Annotated in this window: 15 protein-coding genes; 4 read left to right on the top strand and 11 right to left on the bottom strand. The window is 67.2% G+C overall.

Features of this window, described 5'->3' with window-relative positions; all coding sequences use genetic code 11:
* Window positions 1-320: 320 nt before the first annotated feature.
* On the bottom strand, window positions 321-2,306 hold the full coding sequence (locus WDC87_RS14605; RefSeq protein WP_111200770.1) for a transglycosylase SLT domain-containing protein: 1,986 nt from the start codon (window positions 2,304-2,306) through the stop codon (window positions 321-323).
* A 151-nt stretch (window positions 2,307-2,457) separates the two neighbouring features.
* Between WDC87_RS14605 and WDC87_RS14600 the strand changes: the two genes are divergently transcribed.
* Window positions 2,458-2,865, top strand: a complete 408-nt coding sequence (locus tag WDC87_RS14600; protein ID WP_088497183.1) for a biopolymer transporter ExbD — start codon at window positions 2,458-2,460, stop codon at window positions 2,863-2,865.
* A gap of 9 nt (window positions 2,866-2,874) precedes the next feature.
* Here the strand turns inward: WDC87_RS14600 and WDC87_RS14595 are convergent, their stop codons facing one another.
* The gene (locus WDC87_RS14595) at window positions 2,875-3,333 is read right to left on the bottom strand and encodes a hypothetical protein (RefSeq protein WP_252745553.1); all 459 of its coding nucleotides are present in this window, start codon (window positions 3,331-3,333) and stop codon (window positions 2,875-2,877) included.
* 242 nt (window positions 3,334-3,575) lie between these two features.
* Here WDC87_RS14595 and WDC87_RS14590 point away from each other — a divergent pair, with 242 nt between their 5' ends.
* Window positions 3,576-6,437 (top strand): TonB-dependent receptor, encoded by a 2,862-nt coding sequence (locus tag WDC87_RS14590; protein WP_072167158.1) that lies wholly within the window; start codon window positions 3,576-3,578, stop codon window positions 6,435-6,437.
* Between the two features lie 132 nt (window positions 6,438-6,569).
* Here WDC87_RS14590 and fhuE read toward each other — a convergent pair whose 3' ends face one another.
* From fhuE to WDC87_RS14575, 3 genes are all read right to left on the bottom strand, one after another.
* A complete protein-coding gene (gene fhuE / locus WDC87_RS14585; RefSeq protein WP_252745552.1) occupies window positions 6,570-8,732 on the bottom strand; it encodes a ferric-rhodotorulic acid/ferric-coprogen receptor FhuE in 2,163 nt (720 codons plus the stop codon).
* Window positions 8,733-8,917: 185 nt separating this feature from the next.
* Window positions 8,918-9,469, bottom strand: coding sequence for a M23 family metallopeptidase (locus WDC87_RS14580; RefSeq protein WP_301655245.1), 552 nt, complete (start codon window positions 9,467-9,469; stop codon window positions 8,918-8,920).
* Window positions 9,470-9,546: 77 nt separating this feature from the next.
* Window positions 9,547-10,029: an Lrp/AsnC family transcriptional regulator gene (locus tag WDC87_RS14575; protein WP_088497180.1), complete on the bottom strand. Its 483-nt coding sequence runs from the start codon at window positions 10,027-10,029 to the stop codon at window positions 9,547-9,549.
* 72 nt (window positions 10,030-10,101) lie between these two features.
* On the opposite strand from WDC87_RS14575, the gene WDC87_RS14570 reads away from it, so the two are divergent.
* Window positions 10,102-10,977: an EamA family transporter gene (locus WDC87_RS14570; protein WP_088497179.1), complete on the top strand. Its 876-nt coding sequence runs from the start codon at window positions 10,102-10,104 to the stop codon at window positions 10,975-10,977.
* Window positions 10,978-11,055: 78 nt separating this feature from the next.
* Here WDC87_RS14570 and WDC87_RS14565 read toward each other — a convergent pair whose 3' ends face one another.
* The 4 genes from WDC87_RS14565 to WDC87_RS14550 form a co-directional block, all read right to left on the bottom strand.
* Window positions 11,056-11,823: an endonuclease/exonuclease/phosphatase family protein gene (locus WDC87_RS14565; protein ID WP_252745551.1), complete on the bottom strand. Its 768-nt coding sequence runs from the start codon at window positions 11,821-11,823 to the stop codon at window positions 11,056-11,058.
* Window positions 11,824-11,846: 23 nt separating this feature from the next.
* Window positions 11,847-12,683: a thiol:disulfide interchange protein DsbA/DsbL gene (locus WDC87_RS14560; RefSeq protein WP_072167155.1), complete on the bottom strand. Its 837-nt coding sequence runs from the start codon at window positions 12,681-12,683 to the stop codon at window positions 11,847-11,849.
* A 106-nt stretch (window positions 12,684-12,789) separates the two neighbouring features.
* Complete coding sequence (locus tag WDC87_RS14555) at window positions 12,790-13,440, bottom strand: thiol:disulfide interchange protein DsbA/DsbL (protein WP_072167154.1); 651 nt, start codon at window positions 13,438-13,440, stop codon at window positions 12,790-12,792.
* Window positions 13,441-13,546: 106 nt separating this feature from the next.
* Complete coding sequence (locus tag WDC87_RS14550; RefSeq protein ID WP_111007821.1) at window positions 13,547-14,347, bottom strand: c-type cytochrome; 801 nt, start codon at window positions 14,345-14,347, stop codon at window positions 13,547-13,549.
* A 156-nt stretch (window positions 14,348-14,503) separates the two neighbouring features.
* Here WDC87_RS14550 and yihA point away from each other — a divergent pair, with 156 nt between their 5' ends.
* Window positions 14,504-15,106, top strand: a complete 603-nt coding sequence (yihA, locus tag WDC87_RS14545; RefSeq protein ID WP_072167152.1) for a ribosome biogenesis GTP-binding protein YihA/YsxC — start codon at window positions 14,504-14,506, stop codon at window positions 15,104-15,106.
* Between the two features lie 99 nt (window positions 15,107-15,205).
* Here yihA and WDC87_RS14540 read toward each other — a convergent pair whose 3' ends face one another.
* Both WDC87_RS14540 and WDC87_RS14535 read right to left on the bottom strand, forming a co-directional pair.
* A complete protein-coding gene (locus WDC87_RS14540; RefSeq protein ID WP_252745550.1) occupies window positions 15,206-16,180 on the bottom strand; it encodes an MBL fold metallo-hydrolase in 975 nt (324 codons plus the stop codon).
* Between the two features lie 271 nt (window positions 16,181-16,451).
* Window positions 16,452-16,543: IS3 family transposase (locus WDC87_RS14535; RefSeq protein WP_188241517.1), on the bottom strand; the 92-nt coding region annotated here is incomplete at its 5' end.

Raw genomic sequence — 16,543 nt, 5'->3', positions numbered from 1 at the left:
AGCTGTGGGTTTGTTGGGGGGCTGGGTGCCCCCACCCCCCCCCCTCGTCAGGGGGCCGCGAGGGCCGCGCACGCGGCGGCGCCCCCCCGCCCCCCCCAAAAAATTATAATTAATGGGGAATCACAGCCCAGGTTCGGCAATTTTTGAGGGAAAGGCCGCCCGGCGGCCCCCACCCCCCCGCCCCCCCCAGCGGCCGCCCCCCGGCCCGCCACTACCGATGCAGCGGCCAGCCCGAGCCAGGCCAGCAGGCTCATCGTTTCCCTCCCCACGGAATGGATACCGGGGAATGCCGGCCAGCAGCCGGCAGTACCGTGTTGCGGTCAATCGCCACCCTGCTCGGCGTCGGCCGCGCAGCTGAATTTCTTGCGCTTGTCCACCAGGCGCCCCATCAGGCGGTCGCTCAGCGGCAGGGCATCACCATTGAGGCGCCAGTCGTAGATCACGCTGAAGGCCAGAACGCGGGCAACGTACTCGCGGGTTTCCTTGTAGCTGATGGTCTCGATCCACAGGTCCGGATCGAAGCCCGGGCGCTGGCCCTGCCAGCGTGCGGTCGGGGTCGGGCCGGCGTTGTAGGCGGCGATGGTCACGTACGGCAGACCGTCGTACTTGTTCATCAGCTGGCGCAGGTAGGCGGTGCCGATGGCAATGTTGGTGTCCGGGTCGTACAGGCTGTCGGCGCCGCCGTAGCCGGTCAGGCCGATCGACTTGGCCACGCTGGCACCGGTGGCCGGCAGCACCTGCATCAGGCCCATGGCATTGGCAGGCGAGCGCGCACGCGGAGTGAAGGTACTCTCGGCGCGGATCTCCGCGGCCACCCAGGCCGGGTCGATCGCGTTGCGTGCCGATTCGCGGCGGATGGTGGCGTCGTGATGCAGCGGGAAGCGCAGGTCGTACAGGCGCTGTTCCTGCGGCTGCTTGCCGAGCGCGAACACGGCGCGGTCGAACCAGCCGTTGTCCTGCGCCACGCGCACGGCGAGGCGGCGCTGGGTGTCATCGAAGCGCGACAGCGCGCTGTTCCATTCGGCCACGGCCCAACCGGCGCGGTCGATCTGGTACAGCGCCATCGCGCGCTGGATGGCCGGGTCGCGCGCGATCACCGCCTGTGCCTGTGCGCTGTCGTTCGGCTTCCACGGGCACAGGGTGTAGCCCTGCTGCAGCTTGTCGGCGGCCAGGAAACCGTGGAAGGTCGGTGCGCGTGCGGCTTCGCGGAACAGCGGCTGCGCCTGCTGGGCCTGGCCGGTTTTTTCCAGCATGCGGCCTTCGAAGTAGCGCCAGCGCGGGTCGCTGCGCTGCTTGCTGCCCATCTTGCGGATCGCGGCCAGCGCTGCCGGCCAGTCGCCGCGCGACATCGCTTCGCGCACGCGCCATTCGTGCAGGCGCTCGTCGTAGGCCGATTCGGGTACCGCGTTGAGGCGGCGTGCCGAATCGGGCAGGTAGGAGGCCACCGTCCACAGCGCGATCTGGTACAGCACCTGGCCCTGCTGGTCGGCACTCAGGCCGAGCGCCTGGGCGTACTGCGGCAGCTGCTGCTCGGTGGCGCCGGGGTCGGCCTTGGCCAGCTTGGCCAGGCCATCGGTGGCGATGCGCCGGCTGCGCTCGTTGCGCGGCCAGTTCAACGCGCTGGCATTGGGCTTGTCGACAAAGGCTGCGTAATTGTTCGCCAGCGCCAGGTCGGCGGCGGGCAGGCCGCGTGCGGCGCTGCGCATCACCGCCGGTTGCTGGGCATCGGCGGCGGCATCGATGCGTTCCCAGCGCAGGGCGTCGCTCAGGCCACCCTGTGCCTGCAGTACGGCAAAAACGGCATCACAGCCGTCCGGCAGCGACTTGCCGTTCTTGCGCCACAGATCCTGCGCTTCACTGATCCACTGCGGATCGACCCTGCCCGTCACCTGGCGCGCGGTCAGCTGCGCACAGCGCAGGCCGGGGTTGTCGGTGGGCGCCCAGTTGGCCAGCAGGGTCGGCCAGTCCTGGCGGCGTGCGAGCGAGGGCAGCCACACGCTGCGGAAGGTGCTGGCCACGGCCTGGCCGTCATAGCGCTTGAGGAAGGCCTGCGCCTGCGCGGTATCGACGGTGTCGATGTTGCGCCGCAGGTTGGCGTACTCCAGCCAGCCATAGGCCGGATGGCGGCTGAGCGCAGCGGCCTGGCCAGGATCGTACTGGCCGCGTTCGGCGGCTGCGATCGCGGCTTTCAGCTGCGCGTTCTGGGCATCGAGGGACTGGGCATTGGCGCAGCCGATCAGCAGCGTGGTGGCCAAGGGCAGCAGGGACAGGGCGGTCGAAGTGCGTCGGGTCATGGCGACCAGCATAGCGGGCGATGGCTGAATTCAGTTTCGCATTGCGTGCACGCCCGGCGTCGGCAACGACAGCTGAATGAATCCGCGCAGGCCCCTGCCGCACGGGGTCGCAGGCGTCGTAACGTCGGCCCTGGGCGAACGGCCCGGCTGCAGGGAGCGGCACATGGCGTTCAGTAGCGCAGGAGGAAGCGGCCCGCTGGCGGACATCAATGTCACGCCACTGGTGGATGTGATGCTGGTGCTGTTGATCATCTTCATTGTGACCGCGCCGATCGTGGCCCGGCCGATTGCCGTGCAGTTGCCGCAGGCCACCGATCGCGTGGTTGACCGTCCCGAACCGCCCCCGCCGATCGAGCTGCGCCTGGACGCTGGCAACCAGCTCAGCTGGAATGGCCAGCCGATGGCGATCAGTGAGCTGCAGGCGCGCCTGCAGGCACAGGTGGGCGAACATGCCGGCAACCTGCCGGAGTTGCGCATCGCCACCGATCCGGCGGCCGAGTACGAAGGCATGGCGCGGATATTGGCTGCGGCCGAGGCGACCGGCATGGAGCGGATTGCCTTCGTGCGATAGAGCGTTGTCTCACTGCCGCTCATGCGGTGATTGCAGCATGAGCGGCGCTTGCCCTGCTGACAGCGTCGCATCCAGGATCCGCAGAAAAGCCATTTCAATCTGCGCCGGAACCGGGGTCGGATGTGCTCGCCACCTTCTGGTCTCAGGGTCATGTTCAACGTCGAAAGCGGTCAACTCGGCTCTCTCGAAATCCACCACAACCGTCCACCCCTCTCCTGAGGCCGAGGCCGCATCGCTGGGAGAGAGGCAGTTGTTGCACTCGATCACGCCGCCTGCCCTCGATTCGCCTGCCAGAGGAAGAAGCAGCGTGATCACCATCATGACGCTCGGCACGGCAGTTAGTGCTTTCATGATCGATCCGCCCGCGAATCGCTGGAGGTGCGAGTCTGCACCGGGTCGATCAAGCGGGCCTTCTGAATGAAGGAATTTCAGACTATTCCTGAAATGGTTCGGCAAAGGCACTTTCATGCGCGCGGCAGTTTCCGGCGCGCGCTGTCGCGGCCAGCATCAAAGCGAAGCGGCGGAACATTACCGTCCGGTTCTAAACGGCATTCATCTGACGCAAATGTCATGCAATTGCGTCAATTCCGCGTGAAAGAGTGTCGATCGTCACGCCGTGATTTTTACCGCTTGTTTACAAAGGAGACGCTGCCGCCATGCAGGGGGAGCGCGGCAGTCCATGTCCCGACATTCCTTTGGAGAGAGAGCGAATGAATCACCTGCACCACCGCCCGTTGGCGGTTGCCGTCACGCTGTGCGTGATGGCCCTGGCCCCATTGGGTGCCGCTGCACAATCCACCACCAACCTCGACGCGGTGGAAGTGACCGGTACCCGCATCAAGCGCGCTGAAGTCGAAGGCCAGGTGCCGATCCAGACGCTGACCCGCGGTGATATCGAACGCACCGGCCTGACCTCGATCGGCGAAGTGCTGCAGCAGCTCACCGGATCCGGCTCTGCGCTCAACGCCAAGTTCAACTCGTCCGGCAACTTCGGTTTCCCGCCCGATGGCAGTGGCGTGGGTGCCGGCTCGGCGCAGGTCGATCTGCGCCACCTGGGTGCCAAGCGCGTGCTGGTGCTGGTTGACGGCATCCGCTGGGTCAATGAGTCGTCCGCATCGGGCGTCGGTGCGGCCACCGACCTCAACACCATTCCGCTGGCCATCGTCGAACGCATCGAGGTGCTGGAAGACGGCGCGTCGTCGCTGTACGGCTCCGATGCCATCGCCGGCGTGGTCAACATCATCACCCGCCGCGACTTCGATGGCGGGCAGGTGACGCTGAACTATGGTGAGTACAGCAAGGGCGACGGCACCCAGAAGGGCGTGGACCTGGCGTGGGGCAAGAGCGGTGATCGCTTCAGCCTGTTCCTGGGCGCCAGCTGGACCAAGCAGGACCCGGTATTCGCCAAGGATCGCGAGCAGTCACGTTTCCCGATTCCGGGCACCGGCCTGGCCTTCGGCAGCGGCGGCATTCCACAGGGCCGCTTCGCCTTCGTCGACCCCAACACCGGTGCCGAGCAGGACATCGTGCCCAACAGCGGCGTGCCCAACCCGCGTTACGACGGCAGCGCCGGCTGCAACCGCAGCGATGACTACCACTGCTTCACCAGCGCCGACCGCTTCAACTTCGCCGAATACAACATGGTGCTCACGCCGTCCGAGCGCAAGGGCCTGTTCGGTCAGTTCCGCTTCGACATCACTGACAACGTGCAGTGGTACATCAAGGCACTGGGCAACCGCCGCGAGTCGACCAACCAGGCCGGCCCCGAGCCGCTGTTCTTTGGTCCCGATGGCGCCACCGGCAATCCGTTGGCCGACAACATCGTGGTCTCGCGCCTGAACCCGTACAACCCGTTCGGCTTCGACCTGGTGTCCTCGGGCAACATGAGCCTGATCGGCCGTCGCCCGGTGGAAGGCGGTGCGCGCGTGTTCAAGCAGGAGGTCAACACGACCTACGTGGCCACCGGCCTGGTCGGCAACTTCCAGGCGGCCGACCGTAGCTGGTATTGGGACGTCAACGGCATGTACAGCAAGAACAAGGCCGAACAGACCAACTACGGCAGCTACAACATCTACAACGTCAACATGGCGCTGGGTGACCCGGCGGTGTGCGCGGCTACCCCGGGCTGCGTGCCGTTGAACATCTTCGGTGGCGTCGGTTCGATCACCCCGGACATGCTGAAGTGGATCCAGCCGGTGGTGCGCGACCGCAGCCAGAACGAGCTGAGCCTGTTCACCGCCAACCTGTCCAGCGAGCTGTTCTCGCTGCCGGCCGGCCCGGTGTCCTTCGCCACCGGTTTCGAGTACCGCAAGTACGAGGGCTGGTACCAGCCGGATCCGCTGACGGTGATCGGCCACTACAACGGCGTGCCGTCGCAGCCGACCTCCGGTTCCTACGACGTCAACGAGGCCTACCTGGAGTTGAGCGTGCCGATCTTCGCCGACTCCTCGTTCGGCAAGAAGCTGGACCTGAGCCTGGCCGGCCGCTATTCGGACTACTCCACTTTCGGTGGCGAGTTCACGCCCAAGTACGGCCTGCGCTGGCAGGTGACCGATGACTTCGTGCTGCGCACCACGTACGCCGAGGGTTTCCGCGCACCGTCCATCGGCGAACTGTACGGCTCGGCCGCACGTGCCGACCTGCAACTGTTCGATCCGTGCTCGGTGGGCCTGGGCGGTACGCCGCCACGTGGCAGTGCCGCCAATTGTGCCGCGCTGGGCGTGCCGGCCGGCTTCCAGCAGGCCAACTCGCAGATCTCGGTGACCACCGGCGGCAATCGTGATCTGGAACCGGAGCGCTCGCGCAGCTTCAGCACCGGCTTCGTGTGGAGCCCGTGGTTCGGCAACAACGCGTCGTGGTCGGAGCGCTTCGATGTGGAGGTGACCTTCTACCGCCACGCCATCGATGGTGCGATCCAGGCCATCAACGCGCAGACCCAGCTGGACCTGTGCGTGGACACGCTCGACCCGCTGTACTGCGATGGCATCACCCGCGCCAGCACCGGTGCGGTCAGCAGCTTCAACAACCGCCTGACCAATCTGGGCTCGATCAAGACCGACGGCTGGGACGTGGACCTGTTCTGGACGTTGCCGCAGACCTCCTTCGGTCAGTTCAAGCTGGCGTGGAAGAACACGTTCGTCGGTCGTTACGAAGCCACCGGCGCGGCCGGGCAGAAGCAGCCGCAGAAGCCGGGCGTGGAAGTGGCCGACAGCTCCATTCCGGAGTGGACCAGCAACGCCAGCATCGCCTGGACGATGGACCGCTGGAGTGCGAACTGGACGGTGCGGCACATTTCCGAGCTGACCGAGAACTGCGGCGATGCCGTGGCATTCCCGGTGTGCAGCAACCAGGCCGACGGCACCAACACGCTCTCGGCCACCACCTTCCACGACATGCAGGTGGGCTACAAGATCGACTGGATGAAGGGGCTGCAGCTGACCGCGGGCCTGAACAATGTGTTCGACAAGGATCCGCCGATCTGCCTGTCGTGCTCGTTGAACGGGTATGACGCCTCGACCTACGACATCCCGCGTGGCCGTTACTGGTACCTGCGCGCGGACCTGCGGTTCTGATGTGAGGGGGGCAGCGCCGGTCAGTTCCGGCGCTGCCTTGCGGATGTAGCGCCGAGCCCGCACTCGGCTGATTCTCTGAGCCGAGCATGGGCTCGGCTCTACAGGTGCGGGGCGGTCGTACCCCGCGTCTGATCAGAACGCCCAGGTGAACGTCAGCGAGCCATTGCGGCCATCGCCGTACGCACCGTAGCCGTTGATCTGCGAGAAGTACTTCTTGTCCAGCAGATTGTTCAGGTTGGCCTGCACGCTCCATTCCGGCGACAGGCGGTAACGCACGAAGGCGCTGACCAGGGCGTAGCCGCTCTGTTCGATGCGGCCGTAAGCCGGCACCGCGTAGTAGATGCGGTTCTGCCAGTTGGCGCCGCCGCCGACGGTCAGTGCCTGCAGCGACTGCGGGGTGTAGCTGGTGAACAGTTTCAGCGCGGTCTGCGGCAGATTGGTGTTGATGTCGGCGCCGTTGATGTCCTTGGCCACGTAGCGCGAAGCACCGAAGGTCGCGTTCCAGCCGGGTGCCAGTTCGCCGTTCAGTTCGAACTCGAAGCCACGGCTGACGGTGCCACGCGCGGCCACGTAGGCCGTTTCGCCGCCGGTGCCGCCGATGACCGGCTCGCCGGTGGACTGGCCGACGTTGTCCTGCTCGATGCGGAACACCGCCACCGAGGCATTCAGTCGGTTGTCGAACCAGGCACCCTTCACGCCCACTTCGTAGCTCTTGCCGTCCACCGGGTCCAGGTAGCTGCCGTTGCGGTCCTTCAGCATCTGCGGCTGGAAGATCTCGGTGTACGAGGCATAGGTGGAGTAGGTGTCGTTGATGTCGAACACCAGGCCCGCATACGGGGTGGTGACTTTGTGCGAACGGTCGGCGCCTTCGCCTTCGCTCTTCCAGTCGGTGTAGCGCGCGCCCACGATCAACTTCAGCGGATCAGCCAGCGACAGGCGTGCTGCAGCATAGGCGGCCTTCTGGGTGATGGTGCCTTCGCTGGCCAGGGCCAGCGGATTCCAGTTCGGTTCGCTGATGTTGCCGTTCCAGTTCGGGTAGCTGGAGAAGGGGTCCCAGGCGAGGCCGGCGCCGCCGATCTGGTAGTCGCCGTAGTTGGCGTACTCGCGCTTGTTGTAGCTCAGGCCGCCCATCACTTCGTGCTTCAGGCCAAACAGCTCGAACGCGCCACTGAAGTAGCCGTCCACCGCATTGACCTTGCGTTCGGTGTTGTAGAAGCCGGCCGACGGCGAAATGCCGGCACCGGTGTTCTTGTCGAAGAACGAAGCGCCGGTGACCCAGTCGTTGTAGGCCGGGTAGAACAGCTTGTCGTCGGCCCTGGTTTCGTCGTGGGTGGCGCCGATGCGGACTTTCCAGTCATCGTTGAAGGCGTGTTCCAACGTGGCGAACGCGCGCTTGCTGGTGGTGTCCCAGTAGGTCCAGCTCGGGTTCGGATTGAACGATTCGTCGTAGCCGGTGCTGGTTCCATCGGAGAACAGCATCGGGAAACCACCCCAGGTGGCGCCGTTGGCGCGCTTCTGCTGGTAGTCGTAGCCCACGCTCAGCTGGGTGTCCGGGGTCAGGTCGGCGTCGATGACGGCGTAGCCCAGCGTCTTGTGCTGGTTGTAGCGATCCATCTGCGCGTCGGTGTCCAGGTAGCTGCCGATCACGCGGGCGCGCACCGAACCGCTCTTGTTCAGCGGGGTGGTCACGTCCACGGTGCTGCGGGTGCGGCCCCAGCTGCCGACGTTCACCGAGACGCTGCCGGTCAGTTCGGCGCTGTCGGCGTGCTTGCGCACCAGGTTCACCGACGCCGACGGGTTGCCGGCACCGGTCAGCAGGCCGGTGGCGCCACGCACCACTTCCACGCGGTCATACAGCGCCAGGTCCAGGCCGGAATCGCCGTAGCTCCAGTTCTGCACCATCTGCGTCGGCAGGCCATCGAACTGGTAGCTGTCGATGTAGAAGCCACGCGAATAGAACTCGGTGCGCTCGCTGTCGGACTGGGTGCTGCTGACGCCGGTGGTGTTGGCCAGCACGTCGATGATGTCGTCCAGGTTCTGATCTTCGATGCGCTGGTGGCTGATGATGCTGAGCGACTGCGGGATCTCGCGCGGCGCCAGGTCGAAGCGGGTACCGGCCGAGGTGCGGCGCACCGAATAGCCTTCGGCGCGTTCGCCCTTGACCACCACTTTGTCGAGCGTGGTCGGGTCGGCGGCGGTGTCGGCGAAGGCGGCCGGGGCCACGGCGCAGAGTGCAGCGAGCACGGCAACGGACAGCCGTTGCGGCTGCGGGATACGGAAAGCGGAACGGTTCATGGGGGTCCTGGACGAGCACGCGCGCTCGGCCAGCATCCAGAAGGCGAGGCGCTACGGGTGGGAAACGGGCGGGCAGGCCGTCCTGGCACCACCGGAAACGAAAGAAATGGTAATACGAACTATTCCTATTTACAAATGATGAACGCGGAAGGCGCTCGCGCAGGACTCGACGCAGCACACGGCGTTCAGCGCAGCAGCGGCAGTGGATCGCGGGCGCCGTCGGCGCCGTAGATGCCCCAGTGCAGGTGCGGCGGCGTACCCTTGGCGTTGCCGCTGTCGCCGACGTGGCCGAGAAGGTCGCCGGCCTGGACCACCTGGCCGCGCGCCAGGCCCTCGGCCCAGTCGTCCAGATGGGCGTAGTAGTAGCGCTCGCGCCCGGGCCCGATCACCCACACCTGGCGGCCACCGAGGCCGCGGTCGCTGACATCCACGACGACGCCGGCGGTGGCACTGCGCACCGGGGTGCCGCGCCTGGCGAAGATGTCGATGCCGGCGTGGGAGCGGTCACGGCCGCGTGGGGCGCCGAAGGTATCGGCGATCTGGCGGGGCCGCACGCCTTCCACCGGCACCGGAAGCTCGGTGGCCGGAGGCATCCGCGACAGTGTCCACAGCAGTTTCGGTGCAGCAGCCCATAGGCTGTTCCACAGCGCCATCGCGGCAACGATCGCGATGACCAGCCACAGGCCGCGCAGCAGCCAGCGGCGCAGGCGACGGGCGGGGGAGGGCGGTGTGTTCATGGTCTCCGACTGTAGCGCCGAGCCATGCTCGGCGGCTGTTACTTTGTGGTCAAAGCGCAGTCGAGCATGGCTCAGCGCTACAGAACCGGGGCCAGCGGCACTTCGAAACTGCGCTTCAACGTTCCCAGTGCCACCGAGGTGCGGAAGCGCTCGATGTTGTCATCGCCACCGAACAGGCGCTCGGTGATCGCCTCGTACTCCTCCATCGACGCGGCCGAAAGCAGCAGCAGGAAATCGCCATCGCCGGTGATCGAGTAGCACTGCTGCACGGCCGGGTCGTCCTGCACGCGGCGCTTGAGCGGCGCCACGCGTTCACGCAGCTCGCTGACCACGCGCACCTCGACGATGATGGTCAGCGGTCGCCCGACCTTGGCTGCGGCGACTACCGCCACGTTGGCCGCGATCACGCCGCTGTCCTGCAGCCGCTTGATGCGTCGCTGCACGGCCGGGGTGGACAGGTGCACGGCCTCGGCGATCTCGCGCTGCGGCAGGGTGTTGTCCCGCTGCAGCAGGTCGAGGATGGCGCGGTCGAAGCTGTCGAGCACGGGGGCGGTGGCCATGGCGAGCAGAAGTTGCACGAACGGGCTGTCAATTGAGCCAAGTGCTCGGCGCCGGCGCAATAGACTTTGCCCATGCAGACCTCACGACTTGCGCCGATGTTGCCGGCGCTGGCGGTGCTCGGCTCGGTCACCTCGCTGGCCATCGGCACCTCCTACGCCAAACACCTGTTCCCGCTGATCGGCCCACAGGGCACCAGTGCGCTGCGCGTGGGCTTCTCGGCGCTGCTGCTGCTGCTGTTCTGGCGGCCGTGGCGCTGGAGGACCCGCCGCGTGGATGCCATCACCCTCCTGCGCTACGGGCTCACCCTGGGCCTGATGAACCTGCTGTTCTACATGGCCCTGCGCACGATTCCCTTCGGCATCGCGGTGGCCATCGAGTTCACCGGGCCGCTGACGGTGGCGATGCTGTCATCACGACGCCCCATCGACTTCGTCTGGGTGGGGTGCGCGGCGGTGGGGCTGTTGCTGCTGCTGCCGATCGGCGGCGGGCCGGCACTGGATCCGGCAGGCGTGCTGTATGCGATGGGCGCAGCGGCGTGCTGGGGCCTGTACATCGTGTTCGGCAAGCGTGCCGGCCACCTGCACGCCGGGCATTCGGTGTCGCTGGGGCTGCTGGCGGCATCGCTGGTGGTGGTGCCGGTGGGCGTGGTGCATGCCGGCACCGCGCTGCTCGATCCGAAGATCCTGGCGGCCGGCCTGCTGGTGGCGCTGGTGTCCAGTGCGATCCCGATGTCGCTGGAGATGATGGCGCTCAAGCGCCTGCCAAAGGAGACCTTCGGCATCCTGATCAGCATGGAGCCGGCGGTGGCCGCGCTGTGGGCGATGCTGCTGCTGCACGAGCACCTGCATGGATTGCAGTGGCTGGCGATCGGTTGCACGGTGCTGGCCTCGGTGGGCAGCACGATGACGGCGCGGCGATTGAAGGTGCCGGTGGTGCAGGCAGGGTAGCGCCGGAGAGCGTGCGGACCTACGGTCCGCACCCAGCAGAGCGGCGTGCCAACCAAGGTTGGCACCTACCGGGAGCGTTCAGCGCAGGGCGTCGGCCGGGACGTCGATCTGCATCGCCAGGGCGAGGTGATCGGAAAACGCGGCCGGTATGGCTTCCACGGTGCGGGTCTGCAGGCCACTGCTGACCAGGATGTGGTCGATGGCGCGGTCGGGGCGCCAGCTGGGGAAGGTCGGCACGATGCAGCCGGGCGGCTGCAGCCGGGTCTTCTGGTACAGCACCTGCATTTCCGGGCGTTCTGCCAGGCAGTTGAAGTCGCCCATCAGCACCGCGTTGGGGTGGTCGGACAGCAGCTCGGCGATGAAGCCCAGCTGCGACATCCGCGATCCCGCGCCCAATGACAGATGCGCCACCGCCACCGCCAGGCCGTCGGTACCGTCGCCGAACTTGGCCAGCAGCACGCCGCGCCCGCCGATGCGGCCGGGCAGGGCGTGGTCCTGCACTTCCACCGGTTCGAGCTTGCTCAGCAGGCCATTGGCGCTGGACGCGACCCCGCCCATGCGCCGGTTCGGCTGGTGGCTCCAGTAGTTGAAGCCGGCGCGCTGGGCCAGGTAATGGGTCTGGTTGGTGAAGCCCGAGCGCAGGCTGCCCGGGTCGGCCTCCTGCAGGCCGACGATGTCATGTTCGCGCGCCAGGGTGGCGATCGCGTCCAGGCTGCTGCGCTTGCGACCCACCGGCAACGCATGTGACCAGCTGCGGGTCACATAGTCGCTGTAACGGCGGGTACTTGAGCCGGCCTGGATGTTGGCCGTCAGCAAGCGCAGGGTCCGTGTACGGGGGGAATTCACGGCCGGGAAATGCTTCTCTTGGATCAGTGAGCCTGGGCCGCACCGCGTTCGCGGGCGATCAGGTGGTCGGCGATGCGCAGCATGTCCGGGAAGCTCTTGCCCTTCACCAGGTACTTGCCGTTGACGATGATCGACGGGGTGCCGCTGATCTGGCTGCGCTGGGCGAACTGCTTGGCCGAGTTGGTCTTGGCATTCACCGCGAAGCTGCCCATGGTGGCCGCGAACTGCTTCGGATCGACGCCGTAGGCGGCGTAGAACTTGGCGATGTCTTCTACCGAGTCACGGCCGCGCTCGCCCTTCAGGGTCTTCTGCGAGTGGATGGCGGCGTACAGCGCTTCGTGGGTCTTCTCCTGCACGCCCAGGGTCTGCGCGGCGTAGAAGGCACGGGCGTAGTCATCCCAGGTGCCGCCGAACATGGCCGGCACGTAGACGAAGTTCACGTCGCTGGGCAGACCGGCCTTCCACGGGCCGACCAGCGGCTGGAACGCGGCGCAGGCCGGGCAGACGTAGCCGAAGATCTCGGTCACTTCGATCTTGCCGGCGGCCGGCTGGAACGGCTGGCCGTTCGGGATCACCTGGTAGTCGGCACCTTCCACCGGAGCCGGGCCGGTCAGTGCGGCGGTGGTCGGGGCCGGTGCGGCGGCCGGCGCCGCTTCGGCCGGGGCCTTCTCGCCTTCAGCGGCAGCCGGCGCGGCGCCTTCGCTGCCCGCTGCCGGCGCAGCAGCCGGTTCGGTGGTGGCTGCCGGGGTGGCTGCCGGTTCGGCCGGGGCCGCGGTGGTGTTGGTGCTGCCGTCGTCGGCCTTGCAGGCGGCCAGGATCGGCAGCAGCGCTGCGAGGGCGAGGGCGTAACGGATCTTCATGGAAACGTCTCCAGCATCTGGAAAGGTGGGGCCGGCGGCAAGCGCCGGCCAAGGGGAAATGATGACATGCGGCGGCGACAACGCCGTGTCGGTGGTGGGTGTTGGTTCAGCGGCCGCGGGCGGCGCGCGCCTGCGCGATCAGCGCCGAGGCAATGCGCAGCTGGTCGTCGAAGCTCTCGCCGCGCACCAGGTATTGGCCGTTGATGATCAGGGCCGGGGTGCCCGGGATCTTGGTGCGCTGGGCGAACGCGCGCGCGGCGTCGACCTTCTTCTGCACGGCATCGCCGCGCAGGGCCTGGATGTAGCGGTCCGGGGTCACGCCGTAGGCCTTGTAGAAGGTGGCGAGCTCATCGGCCGAGACGTTCTGCATCGGCAGCGACCCCTGCTCGTGCAGGGCCTTGAACACGGCGGCATGGCTGCGCTTGGCCACGCCGACTTCATCGGCGGCGTAGTAGGCCAGGGCCCAGGCATCCCAGGCACCGCCGAAGGCCGCCGGGACCGGGGTGAAGCGCACGTCGGCCGGCAGCTTGGCCGCCCAGGCTTCCAGCTGCGGTTCGAAATGGGCGCAGTGCGGGCAGGTGTAGCCGAAGACTTCGACCACCTCGATCTTGCCGGCCAGCGGCTGGAACGGGCCCGGCTGGGCGATGCGCTCGTAGTCTTTGCCCTCGACCAGCGGGGCATTGGCGGGGGTGGCGGCGCAGGCTGCCAGCGGCAGCAGCACCAGCACGGACAACAGCAGGCGGGAAATCAACCTCATCGACACGCATCTCCGTTGAAAAAAGCAACGCCGGCGCAGCCGCCGGCGTGAAGGAAACATACCGCAGCCGTGGGCCGTCGTCGCGGCCCGGGCCGACCAGTGGTGGTCAGGGGGCGGCAGCCGGTTGTGTTGGCGTGGCCGCGCCGGCCACATCGTCGGCCTTGTTGTGCAGGCCCTGCAGGTAGCTCGACAGCGCCTGCACCTCCTGCTCGCTGAGCTTCTGCGCGACCGTGGCCATGATCTGGAAGTGCGCCTTGTCGGTCTCGTTGGTCTGGCCGGCCTGGTACTCCTGCAGGCGGCGCGCGACATAGCTGGCGTGCTGCCCACCGAGGTGCGGATAGGCCGGACCGGGATTGCCGGCACCGCTGGGGCCATGGCAGGCCATGCAGGCCGGCAGGCCACGCTTGGCATCGCCGCCGCGGTACAGCTGCTGGCCGATCTCGTAGAACTTCATGCCTTTGTACGGGCCCTCGGTCACCGCCGTGTCATCGGCGATGCCGGCGTTGGCTTTCTGCGTGGCGAAGTAGGCGCCGATATCACGCATGTCCTGCGGGGTGAGGTTCTGCACGAACGGCACCATCGCCACTGCCGCGCCGGAACTGCGCTGGCCATTGGCGATCAGGGCCATCTGCTGGGCCACGTAGCGCTCGCTCTGGCCGGCAATGGACGGATACATGTCCACCGTGGAATTGCCGTCGACGCCATGACAGGCCGCGCAGGCCGAGGCCTTGGCCTGGCCGGCCTTGGCATCGCCCCAGTGGGTCTTGCTGAAATCCACCTCCAGCGAGGCGGTGTTGATCGGCCCATTGTCGGGCAGCGGGGTCAACGTGGTCTGCGCGAACGCAGCAGCGGCAACGACTACAGCAGTGGCAAGGGCGGATACGGCAAGAACGCGAGCGTGGCGCATGCTGAAGCTCCGTATGGACCGGGCCGGGCGGTGGCCGCCGGCATCGTTCGGATTATCAACGCCGTTTCCGCGCACGGTCAACGCAGCAGTGCAGCAAAATGCCCGCAAAGGCCGCCGGCACGGGCGCGCGGCGCCGCAACATGCGATCCTAGGCACATGTCATTGCTCATCGAACGCGCCCGTTACCACCTTTCGGCCCATAACGTGCGGCAGCTGCCGCCCGACGAAGGGGCCGAAGTGGCCTTCGCCGGCCGCTCCAACGCCGGCAAGTCCAGTGCGCTCAACGCGCTGACCCGCCAGAACGCCCTGGCGCGTGTCTCCAAGACCCCCGGCCGTACCCAGCAGCTGGTGTTCTTCCAGGTCACCCCGGAGTCGCATCTGGTCGACCTGCCCGGTTACGGCTACGCCAAGGTGCCGCTGGACCTGCAGGCGCACTGGCAGGCCTTCATCGACAAGTACTTCCGCACCCGCGAGGCCCTGAAGGGGCTGGTGGTGGTGATGGACATCCGTCATCCGCTGAAGGACTACGACCGGCAGATGCTGTCCTATGCCGTGCAGCGCGGCCTGCCGGCGCACGCCCTGCTGACCAAGGCCGACAAGCTCAGCCGCAGCCAGCAGATGCAGTCCCTGCAGAAGGTGCGCAAGGAGCTGCAATCGGCTTACGGTGACAGCGTCAGCGTGCAGGTGTTCTCCGGCGAAGACCGTACCGGCGTGGACGAAGCGCGCGCCGTGATCGGCGGCTGGCTGGGGCTGGAATAAGGCCTTCCCTGCCTTCCTGTAGAGCCGAGCCTACGCTCGGCTGCGGAATCCCGGCACGCTGCGCGTGGTAGCCGAGCATGGGCTCGGCGCTACACGAGGTCATTTCAACGGCGAATACTCCGCCGGGACCCACGCATAGGCCTGGCCTTCACTGCGGACGTGGCCCAGGCCGGGGAACGGCAGGTGCGCACCGGCCACCCACCAGCCGTTGGCGGTGGCCTGCTGCAGCAGCCCGCGACGGCTGGCGATGGCCGCCTTGCGGTCCGAATCGGCCTCGAACGCGGCCTCCGGGTGCGCGAACTGCACCGCATGGAAGTGCAGCACGTCGCCCCACACCAGCAGTGACTGGCCCTGGCTGTCGAACCGGTAGGAGACGTGGCCGGGGGTGTGGCCATGGGTGTCCATTGCCACCGCGCCGCCGGGCAGGGCATCGCCGGGGTTGAACGTGCGCAGGTGGCCACTGGCCTGGTACGGCGCCACCGCGTTGCGTGCCAGCGGGAAGGCGAAGCGCACACCCTTCGGCGCAGAAGCCTCGCTGGCCGGGTTGAGCCAGTAGTCGGCATCGGCCCTGGACAGCCACACGGTGGCATTCGGGTAGGCCGGCTTGCCCTGCGCATCGAGCACCCCGCACAGGTGGTCCGGATGGGCGTGGGTCAGCAGCACCTCGTCCACCTCGGCCGGGTCCACGCCGGAGGCGCGCAGGTTGCCCAGCACCTGGCCCAGGCCGGGGCCGAAGCACTGCGCGGTGCCGGTATTGACCAGGGTCAGGTGGTTGCCCTGGCGCACGAGGAAGGCGTTGATCGCGGTCTGCAGGCCCTTCTTGTCTTCGGGCACGTAGCGGCCTTCCAACAGGCGGCTGACCAGTGTCGGCGGCACGTCGACCACTTCCTGCCGGCCCAGCGCGACCACGCCGTCGAACAGGGCGGTGACCTGCAGCGCACCGACGCGCTGGTGGTAGACGCCGGGCACCTGCTGGGTGGGCGCGGGCGAGGTGGCTTCGGCCAGCGCGGCCAGTGGCAGGGCGGACAGGGCCAGCAGCAGGGCGGAGCGCAGGGGAAGGTGGCGCAGGGTCATGAGGGTTCTCGGTGGATGACGGGGGTTCCGTTGGCCTAGCGTGCCGTGACTGGCGTGCGCACGGCGCTCAAACCACTGCGTGGAATGCTCAGGGAAGGGGGTGTTGTCTGCAGGGCTGCGCCCTGCACCCGCTACGAGCCAGAGCAACGGCCGAAGCAACAGCAACAGCAACAGCAACAGCGGGCTATCCGTGGGATGGCGGGGTGGGTCCGGTTGCGGGAGACGCCGTAAACCCGTCCATGAAGTGACCCCCGAGACTTGGACGGTGGGGTCAGGCGGCTGCTTGGGCCTGTTCCCGGTACTTTACCGGGCTTAGCCCCTTCAATTTCAATCTGATTCGCTCTTGGTTGTAGTACTTGATGT

This window comes from Stenotrophomonas maltophilia group sp. Smal12, from assembly GCF_037079935.1.
GTDB classification, from domain to species: Bacteria; Pseudomonadota; Gammaproteobacteria; order Xanthomonadales; family Xanthomonadaceae; genus Stenotrophomonas; species Stenotrophomonas sepilia.
This window is presented reverse-complemented; position numbering and strand designations above follow the sequence as displayed.